Annotated in this window: 20 protein-coding genes and 2 pseudogenes; 19 read left to right on the forward strand and 3 right to left on the reverse strand. The window is 70.7% G+C overall.

The window, feature by feature from the left end:
* Nucleotides 1–27: 27 nt before the first annotated feature.
* The 4 genes from AB0B68_RS04505 (at nt 28) to AB0B68_RS04520 (ending at nt 4,730) form a co-directional block, all read left to right on the forward strand.
* Entirely contained in the window at nt 28–441 is a 414-nt protein-coding gene (locus tag AB0B68_RS04505; RefSeq protein ID WP_238669992.1) for a hypothetical protein, read from the forward strand.
* Nucleotides 442–2,085, forward strand: a complete 1,644-nt coding sequence (locus tag AB0B68_RS04510; RefSeq protein WP_357193647.1) for a cation acetate symporter — start codon at nt 442–444, stop codon at nt 2,083–2,085.
* Between the two features lie 192 nt (nt 2,086–2,277).
* Complete coding sequence (locus AB0B68_RS04515) at nt 2,278–3,042, forward strand: ABC transporter ATP-binding protein (protein ID WP_203119014.1); 765 nt, start codon at nt 2,278–2,280, stop codon at nt 3,040–3,042.
* On the forward strand, nt 3,039–4,730 hold the full coding sequence (locus AB0B68_RS04520; protein ID WP_357193794.1) for an ABC transporter permease: 1,692 nt from the start codon (nt 3,039–3,041) through the stop codon (nt 4,728–4,730). Before AB0B68_RS04515 ends, AB0B68_RS04520 begins: the two co-directional genes overlap by 4 nt.
* 5 nt (nt 4,731–4,735) lie before the next feature.
* Here AB0B68_RS04520 and AB0B68_RS04525 read toward each other — a convergent pair.
* Together AB0B68_RS04525 and AB0B68_RS04530 are read right to left on the reverse strand one after the other, a co-directional pair.
* Nucleotides 4,736–4,822: pseudogene (locus AB0B68_RS04525) on the reverse strand (DUF397 domain-containing protein); the annotation flags it as partial.
* A pseudogene (locus AB0B68_RS04530) lies at nt 4,819–4,956 on the reverse strand (XRE family transcriptional regulator); the annotation flags it as partial. The pseudogenes AB0B68_RS04525 and AB0B68_RS04530, both read right to left, overlap by 4 nt.
* Nucleotides 4,957–5,574: 618 nt before the next feature.
* On the opposite strand from AB0B68_RS04530, the gene AB0B68_RS04535 reads away from it, so the two are divergent.
* The 12 genes from AB0B68_RS04535 to AB0B68_RS04590 all read left to right on the forward strand — a co-directional run bounded on the left by AB0B68_RS04535 (nt 5,575) and on the right by AB0B68_RS04590 (nt 17,447).
* Nucleotides 5,575–6,168, forward strand: a complete 594-nt coding sequence (locus AB0B68_RS04535) for a flavin reductase family protein (protein ID WP_357258035.1) — start codon at nt 5,575–5,577, stop codon at nt 6,166–6,168.
* A 176-nt stretch (nt 6,169–6,344) separates the two neighbouring features.
* A complete protein-coding gene (locus AB0B68_RS04540) occupies nt 6,345–6,710 on the forward strand; it encodes a DUF485 domain-containing protein (RefSeq protein WP_355004471.1) in 366 nt (121 codons plus the stop codon).
* Nucleotides 6,688–8,379 carry a cation acetate symporter gene (locus AB0B68_RS04545; RefSeq protein ID WP_357193634.1) on the forward strand — a complete coding sequence of 564 codons (1,692 nt, stop codon included), beginning with the start codon at nt 6,688–6,690 and terminating at the stop codon, nt 8,377–8,379. The genes AB0B68_RS04540 and AB0B68_RS04545 overlap by 23 nt, the downstream gene beginning before the upstream one ends.
* Nucleotides 8,380–8,467: 88 nt before the next feature.
* A complete protein-coding gene (locus tag AB0B68_RS04550; protein WP_091396807.1) occupies nt 8,468–9,445 on the forward strand; it encodes an NAD-dependent epimerase/dehydratase family protein in 978 nt (325 codons plus the stop codon).
* A gap of 76 nt (nt 9,446–9,521) precedes the next feature.
* Entirely contained in the window at nt 9,522–10,748 is a 1,227-nt protein-coding gene (locus tag AB0B68_RS04555; RefSeq protein WP_357193631.1) for an LCP family protein, read from the forward strand.
* Between the two features lie 159 nt (nt 10,749–10,907).
* Nucleotides 10,908–12,179, forward strand: coding sequence for an LCP family protein (locus AB0B68_RS04560; RefSeq protein ID WP_357193628.1), 1,272 nt, complete (start codon nt 10,908–10,910; stop codon nt 12,177–12,179).
* 190 nt (nt 12,180–12,369) lie between these two features.
* Nucleotides 12,370–13,317 carry an LCP family protein gene (locus AB0B68_RS04565; protein ID WP_357257846.1) on the forward strand — a complete coding sequence of 316 codons (948 nt, stop codon included), beginning with the start codon at nt 12,370–12,372 and terminating at the stop codon, nt 13,315–13,317.
* 58 nt (nt 13,318–13,375) lie between these two features.
* Nucleotides 13,376–13,711, forward strand: a complete 336-nt coding sequence (locus AB0B68_RS04570; RefSeq protein ID WP_030331693.1) for a rhodanese-like domain-containing protein — start codon at nt 13,376–13,378, stop codon at nt 13,709–13,711.
* Between the two features lie 10 nt (nt 13,712–13,721).
* Entirely contained in the window at nt 13,722–14,510 is a 789-nt protein-coding gene (locus AB0B68_RS04575; protein ID WP_357193622.1) for a glycerophosphodiester phosphodiesterase family protein, read from the forward strand.
* 54 nt (nt 14,511–14,564) lie between these two features.
* Nucleotides 14,565–16,019: a PAS domain-containing sensor histidine kinase gene (locus tag AB0B68_RS04580; protein WP_357193619.1), complete on the forward strand. Its 1,455-nt coding sequence runs from the start codon at nt 14,565–14,567 to the stop codon at nt 16,017–16,019.
* 61 nt (nt 16,020–16,080) lie between these two features.
* The gene (locus AB0B68_RS04585) at nt 16,081–16,500 is read left to right on the forward strand and encodes an ATP-binding protein (RefSeq protein WP_357258037.1); all 420 of its coding nucleotides are present in this window, start codon (nt 16,081–16,083) and stop codon (nt 16,498–16,500) included.
* Between the two features lie 59 nt (nt 16,501–16,559).
* Nucleotides 16,560–17,447, forward strand: a complete 888-nt coding sequence (locus AB0B68_RS04590) for a DUF5926 family protein (protein WP_357193613.1) — start codon at nt 16,560–16,562, stop codon at nt 17,445–17,447.
* Here AB0B68_RS04590 and AB0B68_RS04595 read toward each other — a convergent pair.
* Nucleotides 17,434–18,648: an arginine deiminase gene (locus AB0B68_RS04595; RefSeq protein WP_357257848.1), complete on the reverse strand. Its 1,215-nt coding sequence runs from the start codon at nt 18,646–18,648 to the stop codon at nt 17,434–17,436. The genes AB0B68_RS04590 and AB0B68_RS04595 overlap by 14 nt on opposite strands.
* Before the next feature lie 163 nt (nt 18,649–18,811).
* Here AB0B68_RS04595 and AB0B68_RS04600 point away from each other — a divergent pair, with 163 nt between their 5' ends.
* The 3 genes from AB0B68_RS04600 (at nt 18,812) to AB0B68_RS04610 (ending at nt 20,642) form a co-directional block, all read left to right on the forward strand.
* Nucleotides 18,812–19,549, forward strand: a complete 738-nt coding sequence (locus AB0B68_RS04600) for a hypothetical protein (RefSeq protein ID WP_355004480.1) — start codon at nt 18,812–18,814, stop codon at nt 19,547–19,549.
* Between the two features lie 169 nt (nt 19,550–19,718).
* Nucleotides 19,719–20,177, forward strand: coding sequence for a hypothetical protein (locus AB0B68_RS04605; protein WP_357193608.1), 459 nt, complete (start codon nt 19,719–19,721; stop codon nt 20,175–20,177).
* 75 nt (nt 20,178–20,252) lie between these two features.
* On the forward strand, nt 20,253–20,642 hold the full coding sequence (locus AB0B68_RS04610) for an ACT domain-containing protein (RefSeq protein WP_357193605.1): 390 nt from the start codon (nt 20,253–20,255) through the stop codon (nt 20,640–20,642).
* Nucleotides 20,643–20,767 lie beyond the last annotated feature (125 nt).

Genomic DNA, 20,767 nt, shown 5'->3' on the forward strand with positions numbered 1-20,767 from the left:
TCGCGTACGGCGGGCGAGACTGCCGGGGTGGCCAAGCAACTCCCCGACGTGGGGTCGAGCGGTGCGGTGCCGCCGCCCCGGCGGTCCCGGATCGTGCTGGCCGAGATCACCAGGCAGGACACCCGCGCCGAGCGGACCCGCGCCGAGCTGGCCCAGCAGACCCAGGTCGGCGAGGCGCTGGTCCGCGGCCTGGTCCGGGCCCAACTCGCGCTGGCGCTGCGGCTGTCCCTGGTGGTGGCCATCGGGTTGGGCGGGCTGCCCTGGCTGTTCGCGATCGCGCCCTCGCTCGGCCGGACCACTGTCGCCGGCGTCAACCTGCCGTGGCTGCTGCTCGGGGTGGTCTCCTTTCCATTCCTGATCGCGGTGGGCTGGGCGTACGTGCGGCTGGCCGAGCGCAACGAGCAGGACTTCACCGACCTGGTGCAACGGCCGGAGCGCTGAGTGGGCAACGACTTCGTGGTCCCGGCCATCGTCGCGGTCACCCTGGTCACCGTCGGGATCGGCTTCTACGGGCTGCGGTTGGCCCGGACCACGTCCGACTTCCTGGTGGCGTCCAGGGCGATCAGTCCGACCTGGAACGCCGCCGCCATCGGCGGGGAGTACCTGTCGGCAGCGAGCTTCCTCGGTATCGCGGGGCTGGTCCTCAAGTACGGCGTCGACGTGCTCTGGTACCCGGTCGGGTTCGCCGCCGGGTACCTGGCCCTGCTGCTCTTCGTGGCCGCGCCGCTGCGCCGCTCCGGTGCGTTCACCCTGCCCGACTTCTGCGAGTTGCGGCTGGGCTCGCGTCGACTCCGCATCCTGGCCACCGCCTTCGTGATCTTCATCGGTTGGCTGTACCTGGTGCCGCAGCTCCAGGGCGCCGGGCTGACCCTGGCCACGGTGGCCGGCTCCCCGTACCCTCTCGGAGCCCTGCTGGTGGCGGCCGTGGTCACCGCGAACGTGGCGCTGGGCGGCATGCGCGCGATCACCTTCGTGCAGGCGTTCCAGTACTGGCTCAAGCTGACCGCTCTCGCCGTACCGGTGATCTTTCTGGCCCTGCAGTGGCAGGCCGACGGCCGCCCGGCGGTGACCCCGCCGGACGGGCCGACGTTCCGGGCCTCGACCACCGTCGTGGTCGAGCACCGCGCGGCCCTCACCCTGCCCAACGGTGACATCCGGGAGGTACGCCCCGGCGACGAGTTGACCTTCGCCGCCGGTGATCCGGTGCCGAACGTCTCCGGGGTGGCCACCGACGCCAACGACTGGTTGCTGCCCAGCGCCGCCGGTGACGACGACCGGGGGCTGTTCGCCACGTACTCGCTGATCCTGGCCACCTTCCTGGGCACCATGGGCCTGCCGCACGTGCTGGTGCGCTTCTACACCAATCCGGACGGCGCGGCGGCCCGTCGGACCACCCTGGTCGTGCTGGCGTTGGTCGGCGCGTTCTACCTGCTGCCCACTCTCTACGGGGTCCTCGGCCGGATCTACACCCCGCAGTTGCTGCTCAGCGGCCAGACCGACGCGGTGGTGGTGCTGCTACCCGAGGCCGCCCTGGGTGACGGCCTGGCTGGGCGGTTGCTCGCCGCGCTGGTCGCCGCAGGCGCCTTCGCGGCGTTTCTCTCCACCTCGTCCGGCCTGCTGACCAGCGTCGCCGGGGTGATTTCGACGGACGTGCTCGGTCGGGGATCGGTACGCGGGTTCCGGCTGGCCACCGTCATCGCCGGTGGTGTGCCAGCGTTGCTGGCGCTGCACGTTTCCGGGCTGGACGTCTCGCAGGTCGTCGGGCTGGCCTTCGCGGTCGCCGCGTCGAGCTTCTGCCCGCTGCTGGTGCTCGGCATCTGGTGGCGCGGGCTGACCGACGTGGGCGCCACCGCCGGCGTGGTGGCCGGCGGCGGCGCGGCGATCGGCGCGGTGCTGGTCACCGTGCTCGGCCCACCGCTGTCCGGCTGGCCGGCCACGCTCATCGCCCAGCCGGCCGCCTGGACGGTGCCACTGGCCTTCACCGTGATGGTCGCCGTGTCGATGGCAACCCGCCGCCGCGCACCAGCCGACGTCGCCGCCACCATGCTCCGCCTGCACACTCCAGAAGCCCTCCGCATGCAGTGAGCGCCAACGCCCGGCCCCGGTCTCGCGCCAACGCCGGCGCCGATCTTGCAGTTTCGGTGGTGGATACGAGTGTTTATGCACCTTGTGTCGGTGCAGAAAGTGCAAGATCGCGTCGCGGTCCGCCTCGGGGATGATCGCGGGTCCGTCTGTCGCTGGAGGGCGGAACTGGTGATCGGCGGATAACGTCGGCGCATGACTGTTGAGCACCCCGCGCTCGCACTGCGTGGCCTGGCCAAGCGGTTCGACGGCACGATCGCGGTGGCCGGCGTCGACCTGGACGTCCCCGCCGGCTCCTTCTACGGCCTGCTCGGCCCGAACGGCGCCGGCAAGACGACCACGCTGTCGATGGCTGTCGGGCTGTTGCGACCGGACGCCGGCTCTGCCTGGGTGCTCGGGCACGACGTCTGGCAGGACCCGGTCACCGCCAAGCGGCTGCTCGGCGTGATGCCCGACGGGGTCCGGTTGTTCGACCGGCTGACCGGGGCGGAGCTGCTGGCGTACAACGGGTTGTTGCGGGGGATGGACCCGGCGGTGGTCGACCAGCGGGCCGCCGAGCTTCTGGACGTGCTGGCGCTCGGCGACGCCGGTCGCACGCTGGTGGTGGACTACTCGGCGGGCATGAAGAAGAAGATCGGCCTGGCCTGCGCGCTGCTGCACGGTCCTCGGGTGCTGGTGTTGGACGAGCCGTTCGAGGCTGTCGACCCGGTGTCCGCAGCGCTGATCCGGGACATCCTCACCCGGTACGCGGCCGGTGGCGGCACCGTGGTGTTCTCCAGTCACGTCATGGAGGTCGTCGAGCGGTTGTGCTCGCACGTGGCGATCCTCGCTCAGGGCGTCATCAAGCGGGTCGGGACCATCGACGAGGTTCGCGGCGGTCGCTCGTTGGAGCAGGTCTTCGTCGAGGTGGTCGGCGGGCGCACCGCTACCGGCGAGGAGCTGTCGTGGCTCTCCCAGTGAGCGCGGACGCCACCCCCGCCGCGCCGCTACGGTCGGTCTCCGCTCGACACTTCGTACGGCTCAAGCTGCGGGTGATGGGCAACAACTTCCGGGGCCAGGGCTGGCGGATCGCCCTGTTCATCGGCGGCGCGTTGCTCGGGCTCTGGTTCGCGGCCAGCGGGTTCTTCCTCTTCGCCGCGCCGGGCCTGGCCGGCAACGGCCGGTACGCGGTGCTCGTCGCGGCGGCCGGCGGCGGGCTGCTGGTGCTCGGCTGGCTGCTCCTGCCACTTGTCTTCTTCGGCGTGGACGAGACGCTCGATCCAGCCCGGTTCGCGCTGCTGCCACTGCCCCGGCGCACGTTGGTGACCGGCCTGTTCGCGGCGGCTCTGGTCAGCGTGCCGGTGCTCGCGGTGCTCCTCGCGACGTCCGGGCTGGTGCTGACCGCCTGGTCGTTGGGTGGCTGGTCGGCGGGGTTGGTCGCCGCCGTGGGTGTGCTCGCCGGGCTCCTGCTCTGTGTTGCGGCGAGCCGTGCGGTGACCAGCGCCTTCGCCACCATGCTGCGGTCCCGACGGGTCCGCGACCTGGCAGCCGTGCTGCTGGCGGTGACGGCGGCGCTGCTCGGCCCTCTCCAGGTCATCGGCCTCGCCGCGCTACGGGAGGCGGACTGGAGCCGGTTGAGCGGTGTGGCGACCGTGATCGGTTGGACGCCGTTGGGCGCCCCGTGGACGCTCGGCATCGACGTGGCCCAGGGGCGTGCGTGGGCGGCACCGGTCAAGTTGCTGATCACTGTGGTGGCGCTCGGCGGCCTGCTGGCCTGGTGGTCCCGGTCGCTCGAGTCGGCGATGGTGGGCGCGGCGAGCGGCGGTAAGGCACCGGTTCGACGCGGGGTCGCGGGTGGCGCGGTCGCCCAACTGTTCCCCCGGGCCGCTGGCTGGGCCCGCCGGGACCGGTTCGGTGCCCTGGTCGCCCGGGAGGCCCGTTACTGGTGGCGGGACGCGCGCCGCCGCGCCAACCTGATCTCGATCGCGGTGGTCGGCATCTTCGTGCCCGTCTTCGTCAACGTCACCGGCGGCGACTTCGCTGCCATGGACAGCGGGGGGTTGACGGCGGCTGCCAACGACAGCTCGCCGGTCGTGGTCACCATTTCCATGGTTCTCGTGGGTGTGCTGGCCGCCGCCACCCTGGCCAACCAGTTCGGTTTCGACGGCAGCGCGTACGCCGCGAACGTGGTGGCCGGCGTGCCCGGCCGGGTCGAGCTGCGGGCGAGGATGACGGCCTTCTCGCTGTACGTGCTGCCGATGCTGGCGTTCGTGTCGGTGGTGCTGTCGGTGCTGCTCAGTCGACCCGGATGGATCGGGCTCACCTTCGGCAGCCTGGTCGCCACCTACGGCGTCGGGCTGGCGGTGAACAGCCTGGTCTCGGTGCTCGGTGCGTACTCACTGCCGGAGACCAGCAACCCGTTCGCGATGAACAGCGGCGCGGGCCTCACGAAGGGGCTGCTCACCCTGCTGAGCATGCTCGCCTCGGCGGTAGCCGCGGTGCCGATGGTGGTGGCCGCCGCGCTGCTCGGTGACGCGTGGCTCTGGCTGGCCCTGCCGGTCGGCGCGGCGTACGGGCTGGGCGCGGCGCTGCTGGGCGCGTACCTGGCCGGCGACGTGCTGGACCGCCGCCAGCCGGAACTCCTGGCCACTGTCACCCCGCGCCGTTAACCGACGGGCAGGTTGTCCGCGACCTCAACGCAGTTGCCGCCGGAGTCAGTCGACCGAGCAGAGGTGCGCCATCGTGGTTCGTTGATCGTCATGGGGTCACCTTCAGCTTCCGGATCAGATCCATCGAGGCGCTTGTGGACAGCGCTTCGCCGAGCAGGCTATCCCATTTGCGATCAATCAACCGGAGTGTCTCCGGGTCGTCCTCTCCGGTAAGTACGTGACCGCGCTGTGTAGTAAGCCCTGGCATCCTCCGCTGTCCGCGCCTTGCCGTCCAGGGTGGAGGGCACGCGGCCCGGCCGGTGGAGGCGACGTCCCGGCGACCGGGTCCTGCGTTCGGGCCGCCCCGGTCATCCCCCCGGCCGGGGCGGCCCTCGTCGACGAAAGGAGATCGGCCATGTTCGGGCTCATCCGGGGCAGGAACGGGCGCTGTGGTCTTACTGGAAAAGGAAGGCGGCCGCGCCGGGCGCGACCGGATCGGAGCGGTCGGCAGGCCCGCCGAATCAACCACCCGCGTGGGCTGACGGGCCGACGGTGGCCCTGCCGCGACCCGGCCGGGCCGGTTGGCTGACCCCGGCGCAGACCTGGCGGGCGAACGGCGGGCGCTGGTGAACCCCGCAGCCCAGCCTGCGGATCGGGCCTCCGACCAGGCAGGCGACCGCACGACGCACCGCACCAGGGATCGGTGTCTCACCGCGAGCGTGATGTCCCTGAGGCATCAATATGACTCACAGACATCACCCTCATTCGGGCATTGCCCTCCGCCGAGCGGACCGCGCCGCAGCCGGGCGACCACCACACCTCCCCGGGCGGCCGGAGAGCCGACGTGAGCCGACCGCACCTGCCGATGCGGCCCGCCGACCTGCACGAGCGCTTCCTTGGTTGGGCGAGGGCCCGGGGCGGCACAATGTTTCACGTGAATCATGAGCCGGGTGCCGAGATCCACCACACCGATCCGTTCGCGGTGCCGACCGGGCAACGGTCGCCGGTACGCCGGCTGCGTGGTCGCCTCGCCGCACCGGTGACCCTCTGGACGGCGCCCGGTCCGGCCGGGCTGACCGTCTCGTCCACCCTGGTGGCCGAGGGGGAACCCGACCGGCTGCTCGGGCTGATCGACCCGGAGTCCGACCTCTGGGCGTCGGCCGAGGAGTCGGGTCGGTTCGCTGTCACGCCGCTCGGCCCGCCGCACCGGCAGCTCGCCGACCGGTTCGCCGGCCTCTTCCCCGCCCCGGGCGGGCTCTTCGCGACCGGCGCGTGGAACGAGACGCCGTACGGGCCGGTTCCGGCGGACGCCGGTGGCTGGGCCGGGTGCCGGCTGGACACCGCCCGGGAGTACGGCTGGGGCCTGCTGGTCGAGGCCACCATCGAGGCGGTCGACCTGACCGGGGAGGCCACCCCGCTGCTGCACTACCGGGGTCGCTACCACGAGCTGCCGATCTGAACGGAAGCCTCCCCATGAGGCGACCGATCACCGCAGTGACCTGAGTCACTTGGCGCAGCCAGCCAACCGCTCGGCGCACTCGCCGACCGGCGTCGATCTCAGCCTTCCCTGCCGGGGAGTGCGCTCTCTACGGTGCGCGAAACTCCTCTGACGCCTGTGAAGGTGGTGATCCACAGATGTCCACGGACACACCCGCTCCGGCCGCTTCCCAGTCGGACAAGTACCTGGCCGTACAACGGTCGGACGAGTTCGCCGGGCTGCGGCGTGCGCTGCGCGGCTTCGTCTTCCCGATGACCGTCGCGTTCTTCCTGTGGTATGCGCTCTACGTCATTCTCTCCGCGTACGCCCGGGACTTCATGGGCACGAAGCTGTTCGGCAGCAACATCAACGTCGCACTGGTCTTCGGCCTGCTCCAGTTCGTCTCCACGTTCGTGATCGCCTGGCTCTACTCCCGGTACGCGGACCGGAAGATCGACCCCATCGCGGACCGGATCCGCGCCGAGATCGGGGAGGTGACCCGTGAAGACGGTTCACGCGGTTGAGTCGTTCCTCGCGGCTGAGGCGGGCAATCACACCGCCCGCAACCTGACCATCACGCTCTTCCTGGTCTTCGTGGCGGTGACCCTGGGCATCACCATCTGGGCCAGCCGGCAGACCAAGACGGCTACCGACTTCTACGCGGGCGGCCGGTCCTTCTCCGGTTTCCAGAACGGCATGGCGATCGGCGGCGACTACATGTCGGCCGCTTCGTTCCTCGGCATCGCCGGCATCATCGCGTTGTACGGCTACGACGGCTTCCTCTACTCGATCGGCTTCCTGGTCGCCTGGCTGGTGGCCCTGCTGCTCGTCGCGGAGCTGCTGCGCAACTCGGGCCGGTACACGATGGCGGACGTGCTGGCCTTCCGGATGCGTCAGCGTCCGGTGCGTACCGCGGCTGCGGTCTCCACCATCACGGTGTCGATCTTCTACCTGCTCGCGCAGATGGTGGGCGCCGGCGCGCTGGTCGCGCTGCTGCTCGGCATCCGGCCGGGGACGACCTTCCTCGGCATGGACGCGGCCACCGCCAAGGTGGCCACCATCATCATGGTCGGCACCCTGATGATCATCTACGTGACCGTGGGTGGCATGAAGGGCACCACCTACGTGCAGATCGTCAAGGCGTTCCTGCTCATGGGCGGCGCGCTGTTGATGACCATCCTGGTGCTGGCGAAGTTCAACTTCAACCTGTCGGAGCTGCTCGGCCAGGCGGCCGCCGCATCCGGCAAGGGCAGCGCGTTCCTCGAACCCGGGCTCCGGTACGGCGTCGAGGTCGCCGGCAACTCGACGCAGACGTTCTACAACAAGGTCGACCTGCTGTCCCTGGGCATCGCCCTGGTGCTCGGCACCGCCGGTCTGCCGCACATCCTGATCCGCTTCTACACGGTGCCGACCGCGAAGGCGGCCCGTAAGAGCGTGCTCTGGGCGATCGGCATCATCGGCACCTTCTACCTGCTCACCCTGGCCCTCGGCTTCGGTGCGGCGGCGCTGGTCGGCAGCCAGGCGATCACGGCACAGGACAAGGCCGGCAACACCGCCGCGCCGCAGTTGGCCGAAGCGCTCGGCATCGACTTCTTCGGCGGCGAACTGGGCGGGGCAGCTCTGCTGGCGATCATCGCGGCGGTCGCCTTCGCCACCATCCTCGCGGTGGTCGCCGGGTTGACGCTGGCCTCGTCGTCCAGCCTGGCGCACGACTTCTACGCGAACGTGCTGAAGAAGGGTGAGGCGTCGGAGCGGCAGGAGGTGCGGGTCGCCCGGATCTCCGCCCTGGGGATCGGCGCGGTGTCGATCGCCCTGTCGATCTACGCGCAGAACCTCAACGTGGCGTTCCTGGTGGCGCTGGCCTTCGCGGTCGCCGCCTCGGGCAACCTGCCGGCGATCCTCTACAGCCTGTTCTGGCGGCGGTTCAACACCTCCGGCGCGGTGTGGTCGATCTACGGCGGGCTGATCTCGGCCGTGCTGCTGGTGTTCTTCTCGCCGGTGGTCTCCGGTGCGGCGACGTCGATGTTCCCGGACCACGACTGGCAGTGGTTCCCGCTGTCCAACCCGGGCATCCTCTCCATCCCGTTCGGTTTCCTCTGCGGGTGGATCGGCACTGTCATCTCCAAGGAGCACGACGAGGACAAGTACGCGGAGCTGGAGGTGCGCGCCCTCACCGGCTCAGGCGCCCACTGATCACAGCACCTGTCGAGGGGTTCCCTGTTGACGTCGCACGTCAACAGGGGACCCCTTCGGCGAATTCGGCGGTCGGTAGGCTGAGCGCATGAAGGTTGCTGAGCGCTTTGGTTCCGATCACCGCGTCCTCGTCACCGGCGGAGCTGGCTTCGTCCCGTCACATCTGGTGGACGCCCTGATCGCCCGAGGCTGCACGGTGGTGGCGCTGGACAACTTCGTGACCGGCTCCAAGGAGAACGTCGCCCACCTGCTGGACCGGCCGACCTTCACCCTCGTCGAAGCGGACATCTCCGACGGTCTGCCGACCCACCACCCGGCGCTGGCCGAGCGGTTCGACGCGATCCTGCACATGGCCTCTCCGGCCAGCCCCACCGACTTCGCCCAACTGCCGGTGGAGATCCTCCGGGTCGGCTCGGTCGGCACCCTGCACCTGCTGGAGCGCGCGGTCGCCGACGGCGCCCGGTTCCTGATGGCCTCCACCTCCGAGGCGTACGGAGACCCGAAGGAGCACCCGCAGCGGGAGACCTACTGGGGCAACGTCAACCCGATCGGCGTCCGCAGCGTCTACGACGAGGCCAAGCGCTTCTCCGAGGCCGCGACGATGGCGTACCACCGCTACCGCGGGCTCGACGCGGCGATCGTCCGGATCTTCAACACGTACGGCCCGCGGATGCGCCCGGACGACGGCCGCGCCATCCCCACCTTCATCTCCCAGGCGCTGCGCGGCGAGCCGATCACCGTGCACGGCACCGGCAACCAGACCCGGTCGATCTGCTTCGTCGAGGATCTGGTGCGCGGCATCCTGCTGCTGCTCGACTCGACCGAGACGGGCCCGGTCAACTGCGGCACCGAGCACGAGCTGACCATGCGGCAACTCGCCGAGTTGATCGTGTCACTCTCCGACAGCACCTCGAAGGTGACCTATGTCACCCGCAGCTCGGATGACCCGGAGATGCGCCGCCCGGATCTGACGCTCGCTCGCGAACTGCTCGGATACGAGCCGTCGGTCGCGCCCGAAGATGGCCTGCGACGCACGATCGAGTACTTCCGGTCGCGGCTAGGGTAACCGGATCCCCGCGTACCGCCTGCCGCTGAGTGTCGCCTGAAGGCGGCAGTGGCTCCCGCTACGTACCCTGATTTACATGTCCGCGACCTCGTCTGCCGGCGTCCCGCATCCGTACCTGCACCGCAGCGCCGGGCGCGCATCGGTGCCCGGCCCCGATCGGGGCGCCTCCGGGCGTGCCCGTCCGACCGAGGCGCGCTTCTACCCGTCGTACGACGAGGAACAGCCCCGGTCCGGCGGCCCGGCGGGGCCGACCGGGCCTGGCGGCCCGGGTGGCACCGGCGGGTCGGGACGGCGCGGCCCGCGACCGCGCTGGGGCCGGATCGCCCTGGTCGCCGGGGCCGCGGTGCTGGTGCTGGCGCTGCTCGGCAGCGTCGGCGCCTGGTTGTACGCCCGCAACCTCAACAGTGACCTGGCCCGCACCGACCCGTTCGCGGAGATCACCGGTGGTCGGCCCGCCAAGACCGTCGATGGCGCGCTGAACATCCTGCTGGTCGGCAGCGACTCACGGGACCCGGACGCACCGGTAGACAGCAAGAGTCAGTGGCGCGCCGACACGATCATCGTCATGCACATCCCGGCCGACCACCAGGAGGCCTACCTGGTCTCCATCCCCCGGGACCTGTACGTGCCGATCCCGGAGAGCGCCGGCGCGGACTGCGGCTCCGGTTCGCGCGCGAAGATCAACGCAGCGTTCGCGTTCGGTGGGCTGCCGCTGGCGGTACGCACCGTGGAGTGCTTCACCGACGTTCGGATCGACCACGTGATGGCGATCGACTTCGGCGGCTTCAAGGAGGTCACCGACGCTCTCGGTGGGGTGGACCTGAAGGTGGAGCGCACCATCACCTCGATCCACAAGCCGTACCGGACCTTCACCAAGGGCACCAACCACATGGACGGCGCGGAAGCCCTGGACTGGATCCGGCAGCGCAAGCAGTTCCCGGACGGTGACTTCGCCCGGATGCGGCACCAGCAGGAGTTCCTCCGGGCCCTGATGGACAAGGCGGCCAGCACCGGCACGCTGGCGAACCCGAAGAAGCTGAACGATTTCCTCAAATCGGTGACCGCGGCCGTAACCGTCGACCAGACTTTCTCGGTTACAGACATGGCGCTTCAGTTCCGTAACCTGCGCGGCCAGAACCTCACCTTCGTGACCAGCCCGAACTCGGGCAGCGACACGATCAACGGCGAGTCGGTGGTGGTGTCGGACCGGGAGAAGGCGCTCGCGATGTACCAGGCCATGTCCGCCGACACGATGGCCGACTGGGTCAAGGCGAACCCGCCGAAGAGCAACGACGGCGGCTGAGCGCGGCCCGGCTGGCACCAGCCGTTCGGATCATCGAGCGGCGACGATCGACTGAGTCTGCAAAATTCGACGTCCGGATTGACCCGGGATGAACTCGCCAAGTCGATTTGATGTACGTACAGTGGTGCCGCCCCCTCCTGATCACGAGCTGGAGCACGCATGCCGGTTCAGGCCAGTCGTCGCCCTTCTTCCTCCGGGTCCGCCGCCCCCAGCGGCCGAGTCGCTGCGGCCATACCCGCGCAGGCGCGCCCCTCGGGAGGCGGGCCGGGCTCGCGTCCGCCGGGTAGCGGCGGTGGTGGCGGTGGCGGCGACCGCCCGGGTGGCGGTGGGTCGAAGAAGCGGACCAAGCGCAAGGACCCGCTCTGGGCCAGGCTGACCGTCGTCTTCGGTGCCGTGCTGATGCTGAGCAGCGGGGTGGCCATCGTCGGCAGCAAGGCGTTGATCGGGCAGGCGACCGGCGGCATCGCGAAGGGCAACCTGCTGGGTGATGCCGGCAAGTCCGACGCCGAGGGCGGTGCGAGCCTGGACGGCCCGATCGACATGCTGCTGCTCGGCGTGGACGCGCGGGAGCGCTGGGCCGCCGACGACGTCCGTTCGGACAGCATCATCGTCCTGCACATTCCGGCCACGCACGACCAGGCGTACCTGATCTCGATCCCCCGGGACACCGAGGCGCAGATCCCGGCGTTCAAGAAGAGCGGCTACGGCGGCGGTTCCGGAAAGATCAACGCCGCGTTCCAGGCCGGTGCCGCCAACGGTGGCGGCTGGGAGGGTGGCGCCCAGCTGATGGCCCAGACGATCAAGCGGCTCACCGGGATCAGCTTCGACGGCGCGGCGATCATCAACTTCGGTGGCTTCAAGAACGTCATCGACACCCTGGGCACGGTGCGGATCTGTGTCAGCCAGGAGGTCAAGTCGCTGCACATGTCGTACGTCGACGGCAAGCCCATGTGGAACGCGGACGCCAAGAAGACCGGCAAGCAGCGGACCCCGGTGGTGCACAAGAAGGGCTGCCAGGAGATGGAGGGTTGGGCCGCGCTCGACTACTCCCGCCAGCGCAAGACCCTCAAGAACGGCGACTACGACCGGCAGGCCAACCAGCAGCAGCTGATCAAGGCGATGGCGAAGAAGGCCACCGAGGGTGGGATGTTGTCCAACCCGGCCAAGATGAACAACCTGATCAAGGCGGCGGGCAAGGCATTCGTGCTGGACACCGGCGGCGTGCCGATCGAGGACTTCATCTTCACCATGCGCGGGGTCACCGGCAACGAGCTGACCATGCTCAAGACCAACAACGGCACCTTCAACGCCAACAACAACAACACCGAGGGTCTGAACGAAGAGACCCTGGCGATGTTCCAGGCGGTCAAGCAGGACAAACTCGCCGAGTTCGTCTTCACCCACCCCGAGGTGATCTCCACTCGCAAGTGAGGCCGGGAGTCGCGGAAAGCCAGCGACGACCTCCTCACCGCCCGTAGCCTGACGTGAACGGGTTTCACGTATCGGCTGCGGGGAGGCGGTCACGTCCAGGTGGGGACGGAACGCAGCGGGCCGGGCCGAAGCAGCCCCGTCCGCCCGGTCGCCCCGCGCCCGTGGGCCGCGGATCCTGCTCGGCATCGGCTTGGCCCTCGTCCTGCTGGCGGGGCTCGCCGTGGCCGGGCTCAAGACGCTCAGCCACCGCTACGACCGCACGGTGACCAAGGAGCAACTGCTCGACGCCGACGCCCGCACCGAGCGCAGCGACCTGGACGGCCCGCTCAACTACCTCCTGGTCGGCTCCGACCGGCGCCCGGGCGAGAGCGGCCCCGACCAGCGCTCGGACACCATCCTCATCGTGCACGTCCCCGCCGGGCAGCGGGAGGCGTACCTGGTCTCCATCCCGCGTGACCTGCTGGTCGCCATCCCGCCCGCGAACGGCTTCGGCGGCGGTCAAGACAAGATCAATGCCGCGTACGAGCACGGCGGCGGCGGGCAGGCCGGCGCCCAACTGCTCTCCGCCACCCTGCACCGGCTCACCGGCATCCGGTTCGACGGCGCCGCGCTGATCGACTTCTCCGGCTTCCGGAAGGTCATCGACCTGCTCGGCGGGGTGGAGATGTGCGTGGACACCGAGGTCCGCTCGATCCACACCAACCGGGTCTTCCCCACCGGCTGCCAGCAGATGGACGGCGCGCAGGCGCTCGACTACGTCCGACAGCGCTACGACCTGCCCGGCGGTGACTACGACCGGCAGCACCACCAGCAGCAGCTGCTCAGGGCGATGTTGGACAGCGCCGGCAAGGCGGACCTGCGGAGCAACCCCGTCAAACTGGACCAGGTGCTCCGGGCGGTCGGCGGCTCGTTGACCGTCGACACCAACGGCGTACCCCTGGAGGATCTGCTCCTCGCGCTGCGCGCGCTGCCGCCCGACGGGATGCGCGGCGTCCAGGTGCCCTCCTCGCCGCAGACCATCGACGAGGTCTCGTACGTGGTGCTGGACAACGGCGGCAACGGGCTGTTCGAGGCGCTGCGCGACACCCGGGTGCCGGCCTGGGCGCAGGCCAATCCCCGCTGGGTGACCCGGTTGTGACGGTGCCGACGGCCCGGTCGGTGTCGAACCGGGCCACGAGGATCTAGTGTTGCTTCCTGTGTTCGGACCCCAGGTTCCCACAGTGCCCGTGACCGAGATCGCCGACGAGACCTACCTGCTGGATGTGCGGGAGGACGACGAGTGGGCGGCCGGCCACGCGCCCACCGCTCACCACCTGCCGATGATGCAGCTGCCGGCCCGGCTGGCCGAGGTGCCCACCGACCGGGAGGTGGCGGTCGTCTGCCGTTCCGGCGGGCGTTCCGCCCAGGTCGTCGCCTACCTGATCAACAACGGTTGGGAGCAGGTGCGCAACGCCGACGGCGGGATGCGCCAGTGGGCTGCCGTCGGCCGACCGGTGGTCGATGCGAACGGGCAGCCCGGCCAGGTCATCTGAGGCCGGCGCAATGGGCGGGCCACTGGTCTTCGCGCACCGCGGCGCCTCGTTCGACCTACCCGAGCACACCCTCGCCGCGTACCTGCGCGCCCTCGACGAGGGCGCCGACGGCCTGGAGTGCGACGTCCGGCTGACCCGGGACGGGCACCTGGTCTGTGTGCACGACCGACGACTGGACCGCACCAGCAACGGTCGCGGTCTGGTCAGCGCGCGTACGCTCGCCGAACTGGACGCCCTGGACTTCGGCTCGTGGCACCCGGGCGGCGCCCCGGACGGTGATCTGCCGCCTGACGAGTCACACACCCGGCTGCTGACCCTGGCCCGGCTCCTGGACGCGGTGCTCGCCGCCGGGCGGCCGGTCCGACTGCTGGTGGAGACGAAGCACCCGTCCCGCTACGGCTCGAACGTGGAACGGCGGCTGGTCAGCCTGCTGCGCCGGTACGGGCTCGCCGACCCCACGCCGGACGACCCGGTGCAGGTAACAGTCATGTCGTTCTCCCCGCTGGCGGTCCGTCGGGTGCGCGAGCTGGCCCCGACGCTGCCCACCGTGCTGTTGCTGGAGGTGCTGCCGCGCTGGCTGCGGTTGGGTCGGCTGCCGTTCGGCACCCGGATCGCCGGGCCGGGCATCGGCCTGGTCCGGACCCGCCCGCAGTTGCTGCCCGCGCTACGCGCCGCTGGCAACCAGGTGTACGTCTGGACGATCAACGAGCCGACCGACCTGGAGCTGGTGCTGGCCGCCGGGGTGGACGGGATCATCACCGACCGGCCCGCGTACGCCCTCGCCCGGCTGGACCGCTGACCCATCGACCGGGCGGGGGTGCCCAAAACCGGGTCGGCGGGGCAGACTCGGCACATGCCGGAGCGTATCGATTTCCCCGCTCTCCTCGCCGGCCACACCGTCGTGATCGAGATGATCAACTCAGGCGACGCGGGCCTGCCGGTCCTCACCCAACTGCTCCGGGTGGCCCAGCCGGCGCTCGGCGCGACCGGGATGGCGTTCGTCGAGTTCGGTCCCACCGGCGGTCGCGTCATCGCCGCGACCGGCGCGGCGGAATGGGCCCTGGGCCGACCACTGGCGGTCGACGACCCGGACACCGTCTGCCTGCTCACCGGGCCACGAGTACGACAGGCGCGGGTGAGTGACCTCAACGGCAAGCTGGCCGCCGAACTGGCCGGCAGCGGCCTGCGCCGGATGGTCGTCTCCCGGGCCGAGATCGGCGGTCACACCGTCGGCAGCCTGCACGCGCTCTACCCGGGCGACGACGAGCCGGGCGCCGAGCAGCAGGGGGTGATCGCCTATCTCGCCTCCTGCGTCGGGCACATGTACGGCGACCAGAGTGGCCTGCCGGTGCACGGCGACGGCCCGGTGGTGGCGGCCCTCGCCGACGGGCTGGCCGTCGTCGACCGGGACGGGCACGTCCGGCTCTGGAACCCGGCCGCCGCCCAGGTCACCGGCCGGACGGTCGAGCAGTCGCTGAGCCGCCCGTTGCCGTTCCCGCTGCCACCCTCCGGGCAGGTTCGGGACCACCGGATGCCGGACGGCCGCTGGCTGCGGATCACCTCCGGCGACCTGCCCGGCCCGGGAACGTTACGGGTGGTCACCTTCCGCGACATCACCGACCAGCAGCGCCGCGACCACGACCGCGAACTGTTCGTCGCGGTGACCAGCCACGAGCTACGCACCCCGGTCACCGTCATCAAGGGGTACGCGGACACCCTCACCGACCACTGGGAGTCGCTGACCGACGTCGACCGAAGGCAGGCGGCCCGGGTAATCGGGCAACGCGCCAACGAGCTGGCCCGGCTGGTCGACCGTCTGCTCAGCTCGGCGGCCGAGGTGGGGCCGGGCGACGACCCTCCCACCCCGTTCGACCTCGGTGAGGCGCTGCGCTCCGCCGTCGTCGACCTGCCGGCCGAGCTGCGCCGCCGGCTGGTGCTCCGCCTTCCGAGCGACCTACCCAAGGCGCTCGGTCACCGGCCCAGCCTGGCCACGGTGCTGACCGAGTTGACGACGAACGCCGGTAAGTACTCGGCACCTGAATCTCCCATCGAGATCACCGCCTCGGGCGACGGTCATCTGGTGGCGTTCCGGGTCAGCGACCAGGGCATCGGCATCCGACCCGAGCACGTGGAACGGGCGTTCGACAGGTTCTGGCAGGGCGAGTCCGGCGACCGGCGCGGCTATCCCGGAGCCGGGCTCGGGCTCTATCTCGTCCGCCGGATCGTTGAACAACAGAATGGATGGGTATCCCTACGTCCGAGGACCGGCGGCGGTACGGTCGCAGAGGTGCGGCTACCACGCGGTTGACCAGGGGTGGCGCGACGTGGAGGCGACGGTGGCAGCGGCAACGAGGGATCGGGCCTGGTGCGTGGTGGTTCCGCACCACCCGGGCGGGGCACGGCTGGCCCGACACCGGCTCGCCGCCGAGCTGACGGATGTCGTACCCCCGACGATCCTCGCGGACCTGATCGCGGTGCTCGCGGAGCTGGTGGGCAACGCGGTGCGGCACGCCAGACCGCTGCCCGGCGACGTGATCAGGGTTGCCTGGCACCTGCGGCCCTCGGCCGAGGGCACACTGATCCAGCTTCGGGTCACGGACGGCGGCAGCGCGAGCACCGGGCCACGGCTCCGGACGGCCAGCGCGGATGCGGCGGACGGGCGCGGCCTGCACATCGTGGCCGGCCTGGCGACCCGTTGGGGTTTCGAGCAGGACGGCATGGGCCAGCGCGTCTGGGCGGAGTTCGACGGGGTGCCGACACCCCGACCCGACCTGGTGCCGGCGGGCTGAGGACCACTCGGGCGGGTCCCGGTCACGGCGAGCCGCTCGAAGCTCTAGGCTGTGACGCCGTGAGTAAGCGTCGAAAGAGCCAGCGCGCCGCCGCCGACACCACCCCCCGTCGCGACAAGGTGCGGGACGTCTTCGTGCCGCGTCCGTTCGACGGGCTGGTCGACGAGTCCGAGTGGATCGCGCTGCGCGAGTTGGTGCCCGCTGCCTCCGCCCCGCTGCGGCTGGCGCCCGCCCTGGTCGACGAGTTCGGTGACCGGACGGCGACGCTCGCCACGGTGCTGCCCATGGCCGCCCCGGCGATCACCAAGCCGGATGGCCGGGTGCTGATCGGCCTCCAGCGCCACCAGCAGTCCGGTGACGTGTCGCGGGACCTGGCCGACGCGTTGCTCAGCGCGCTGCGTGCTGAGCCGGGTGGCCAGGTGGCGGTGGCGCCGCTGCCCGGCCCCGGGCCCCGGCTGCAGGACATCCTCGTGGACGGTCCGCTGGACATCACCATGCACGACGGTTTCGACTTCTGGCTCGACCCCGGGGCCGCCGACGATCCGACCGTCCAGGCGTCACTGGAGCGGGCGAACGCGGCCATCTACCCAACGGTCCGGCTGACCGCGGCGAAGGCCGCGTACTGGTGTCAGGTCCCGGAGAAGGCCCACGTGCGCTGGGTGCTGCCGGACGACGAGGACGCCGCCCTGGACGCGCTGGCTCGACTCGGCGCGGCTGGCACGTTGACGCTCGGCGAGCAGACCAAGTTCGCCGGCATGTTCCGCGCGCACGGTCGACTCGTGCCGGTCTGGGACCTGCCGGAGGAGACCCCGGCCGCCGAGTGGGAGGAGCCGGTGGCGCAGTTCGCCAAGCGGTACGCCGAGGCGCTCACCGTCACCGACCCACTCGACGCCGCCGGCCGCCGGGCCCGTCAGGGGCTGCTCGGCCGCCAGCTCACCCTGCGCTGAGCGGGTCCCGGGTGATCGGGCAGGACATGCAGCGCGGTCCGCCCCGACCGGAGCCCAACTCGGAGCCGGCGATCGGGATCACCTCGATGCCGGCCCGCTCCAGTTGGGCGTTGGTCGCCGTGTTGCGTTCGTAGCCGACGCAGAGCCGGGGGGCCAGCGCGAGCGTGTTGTTGCCGTCGTCCCACTGCTCGCGTTCCGCGGTGACCGGATCCAGGCCGGTGTCGATGACCCGGAGCAGGTCGAGGTCCATCGCGTCGGCGGCGGCCCGCAGGAACGGTGCCGGCCCGTCCACCCGCGGGTCCTCGCCGTCCCCGCCGGCGATCACCGTGTACGCGGACAGCGTGCTGGCGATGTTGGGGTACATCAGGACGGCGTCCACGTCGACCATCGTGCACACGGTGTCCAGGTGCATGGTGGCGCGCTTCTGGGCGATCGGCACCACCAGAATGGTGTGGGCCAGGCCGGCGGCGAAGACCTGCCGACCGAGGCGTTCCGCGCCGGCCGGTGTCGTCCGCTCACCCACCCCGACCGCCAGCACGCCGGGCGCGAGCAGCAGCACGTCCCCGCCCTCCAGGTGCTCAAGGGTGGGGCGGTAGACGAACTCGGTGCCGGCGAACCGGGGGTGGTGGCGGTAGATGGCGTCGGTCAGGGTGGTCTCGCGGCGGCGGGCCGGCATGGCCAGGCTGGTGACGCCGACCCGGTCGCCGATCCACAGCGACGAGTCGCGGGTGAAGAGCAGGTTGGGCAACGGGTCGATGACGAAGTCGTGTCGGTCCATCAGCGTGTAGACCAGCCCACCGGGCCGCTCGGAGCTGATCCGCAACTCCTCGTGGGCCAGCCCGGCGGTGAGCACGTCGGCCAGCGCGGCCGGGTCCAGGTAGGAGAGGTGGTCGGCGACGCGGGCGCGCAGCGTGTCGCCGAGCCGCCGGGAGCGCAGCACCTGCTCGGTGAGTTCGGCCCGGGCGTCCGCGACGGCCAGCGTCTCGGCCAGCAGGGTGGCCAGGTAGAGCACCTCGACGCCGCGTTCGCGCAGGGCGGCGGCGAACGCGTCGTGTTCCTCCTGGGCGCGCTCCACCCAGGGGATCGCGTCGAACAGGAGCGAGTCGTTGTTGCGCGGGGTGAGCCGGGCCAGTTCGGGGCCGGGCCGGTGCAGCAGTACGGTGCCGAGCCGGCCGACTTCACTGTCGACGTAGTGGGTCACTCCCGCAGCGTAGGGCAGGGTTTAGCGGCATCCGAGAAAAGAACTGTGGATGAATATGGCATTCATCCACAGTCACTCCGGCGCTCCGGCTTGCAGAACACCGGTAGTGGCAACGTAGGGTAGTGAGGACATAACTTCGAGGGACCTTTTGCCGGAGGTCGCGATGACTGTCTTTCCCGCACGACGAGCCGTACCGTCCGCTCGGGCACTGCCGCCCGTCGCGGTGCCACACCCCCGCGTCGAGGCGCCGGGGGTTCTCGAACCGGTCCGTCCGACACCGCTCGAATGGGCCCGCCGCCGTCGTGCTGAGCGGGGTGCACGCCGCCTGGAGGCGGCCGGTGCACGGGCGTTGGGCCAACTCGACCACCTCGGGCCTTCCTGGCACGTGATCGAGTGGCCGCGCACCGACGTGACAGACGTCCTCGACCACGGTCAGGACGATCGAGCCGGGTTCCTCGCCATCGGGCCGAGTGGCCTCTTCGCCGTGACCATCGCCGACCACGGCCGGGCCCGGGTGCTCGTCGCCGGAGACGTGGTGCAGATCAACGGCAAGCGACCTCCGTACGTGGCCGAGTCCCGCCGGGACGCCAAGAGGGCCAGCAAGGCCCTCTCGGAGGCGGTGGGGCTTCCCGTTCCGGTGACACCGGTGCTGACCTTCGTCGGTTCGGGCGTGATCAGCGTCTACGGCCTTCCGAAGGACTGTCTGATGGCCACCCACCGGGAACTGGACCGGCTGCTCGTGGCCGGTGGCAGCCGGATCAGCCCTGCCACCGCCGAGAAGCTTTCCCGGGTCGCGCAACACCCGGGCACCTGGCTGAACGGCACGTACCGTCCAACCGCCGACTACCGGTGGTACGACGAGGGCCGAACGGCCGCTGACAAGCCGGCCCACCGCCGGTAACGTCACCGGCGACGCCACGCGGCTCCGGTCCCCCCGTTCACCTCACCGGTTTCCGCGCCGTCACCGGTCGCTGCGGTTCACGCTGCGCGCCCCGGTGACCCGGTGCGCTCGGTGATTCCGTCGGCGACCCGCTAGCGTGGACAGTCGATCGGTGCACATAGGAGGCGCGGTGGCCCACGTCGAACTTTCGCTCTCGGAAGCGTTCGTGCCGGCGGTGCGGGCCTCGACAGAGCCGGAGTCCGACAATGTCGGCCAATGGTCGTCGACAGTCTCCCGGGCCGACGAGCCGTGCCTGCTGATCGACGCCGACACCCGGGTGGTGGCGATCTCCGCGGCCGGTTGCGAACTGCTCTGCCTCGGTGAGCCGGCCGGGCTGATCGGTCGACCGTTGCTCGATGGCGGGCTGCGCCTGCTCGACTTCACCGCCAACCGGGGCGAGCTGACCGAAGCCGAGATCGACAAGATTCCGCCCCTGCTGGCGCTCTCCTCCGGCCGACTCGCCCGGGGGCTACTCAGGGTGCAGGCCGCCTCCGCGAACAGCTCCGACGCGACAGTTGACGCGATCTCCACCCCGGTGCTCACCGACGGCACCGTCGCCGGCTCACTCACCTTCTTCTCCGAGGTCTGACCTGCGGCGCAGTGTGTCCTTCGCCGCACGCGGCGTTGCCGGGGCGGGTTTGCACGAAGGCCGTAGGGTGCCCTCATGCTCGATATCGCTCTGCTGCCGGGGGAATACGCTGTGTGCCGGCTGGCTCCTGGCAACACCCTGCCGTACGCGCTGTCGAGCGGGCTGCGCGGCGCGGACGTGGTGACCGTGAGCTGGACCTCCGACGGGATCTCCGTGATCTGCCCGACCGAGCGGGCGCCGGCACAGGCCGTGGTGGAGACGACCTGGCGCTGCCTACGGGTCACCGCCCCGGTGACGCTGGCCGGCACCGGCAGTCTGGCCGCGCTGGTCGACCCGCTCGCCGAGGCCCGGGTCAGTGCCGTCACGTTCTCCACGTTCGACACCGACTATCTGCTGGTGCCGACCGTCCGGTTGACCGAGGGCACGGCCGCGCTCCAGCGCGCCGGGCATCGCGTCACCGGCTGACCTTCACCCGACCGGCCGCTCACCCTACGATGGGCTCGGCCACCCCGGCCGCGAAGAATTCTCCGATGTCCCGAGGATCGGCCCGTGCCGTTCATCCCGCCCCCGCCCGCGTCCCCCGCACCGCG

Source organism: Micromonospora sp. NPDC049049, assembly GCF_040649115.1.
Lineage (GTDB): Bacteria > Actinomycetota > Actinomycetes > Mycobacteriales > Micromonosporaceae > Micromonospora.

Excerpts from the sequence above, each read along its gene's own strand:
- AB0B68_RS04515 (WP_203119014.1), top strand. The coding sequence starts at position 2,278 with ATGACTGTTGAGCACCCCGCGCTCGCACTGCGTGGCCTGGCCAAGCGG.
- AB0B68_RS04610 (WP_357193605.1), top strand. The coding sequence starts at position 20,253 with ATGCTCGATATCGCTCTGCTGCCGGGGGAATACGCTGTGTGCCGGCTG.
- AB0B68_RS04555 (WP_357193631.1), top strand. The coding sequence starts at position 9,522 with ATGTCCGCGACCTCGTCTGCCGGCGTCCCGCATCCGTACCTGCACCGC.
- AB0B68_RS04600 (WP_355004480.1), top strand. The coding sequence starts at position 18,812 with ATGACTGTCTTTCCCGCACGACGAGCCGTACCGTCCGCTCGGGCACTG.
- AB0B68_RS04560 (WP_357193628.1), top strand. The coding sequence starts at position 10,908 with ATGCCGGTTCAGGCCAGTCGTCGCCCTTCTTCCTCCGGGTCCGCCGCC.
- AB0B68_RS04580 (WP_357193619.1), top strand. The coding sequence starts at position 14,565 with ATGCCGGAGCGTATCGATTTCCCCGCTCTCCTCGCCGGCCACACCGTC.
- AB0B68_RS04575 (WP_357193622.1), top strand. The coding sequence starts at position 13,722 with ATGGGCGGGCCACTGGTCTTCGCGCACCGCGGCGCCTCGTTCGACCTA.
- AB0B68_RS04550 (WP_091396807.1), top strand. The coding sequence starts at position 8,468 with ATGAAGGTTGCTGAGCGCTTTGGTTCCGATCACCGCGTCCTCGTCACC.
- AB0B68_RS04535 (WP_357258035.1), top strand. The coding sequence starts at position 5,575 with ATGCGGCCCGCCGACCTGCACGAGCGCTTCCTTGGTTGGGCGAGGGCC.
- AB0B68_RS04540 (WP_355004471.1), top strand. The coding sequence starts at position 6,345 with ATGTCCACGGACACACCCGCTCCGGCCGCTTCCCAGTCGGACAAGTAC.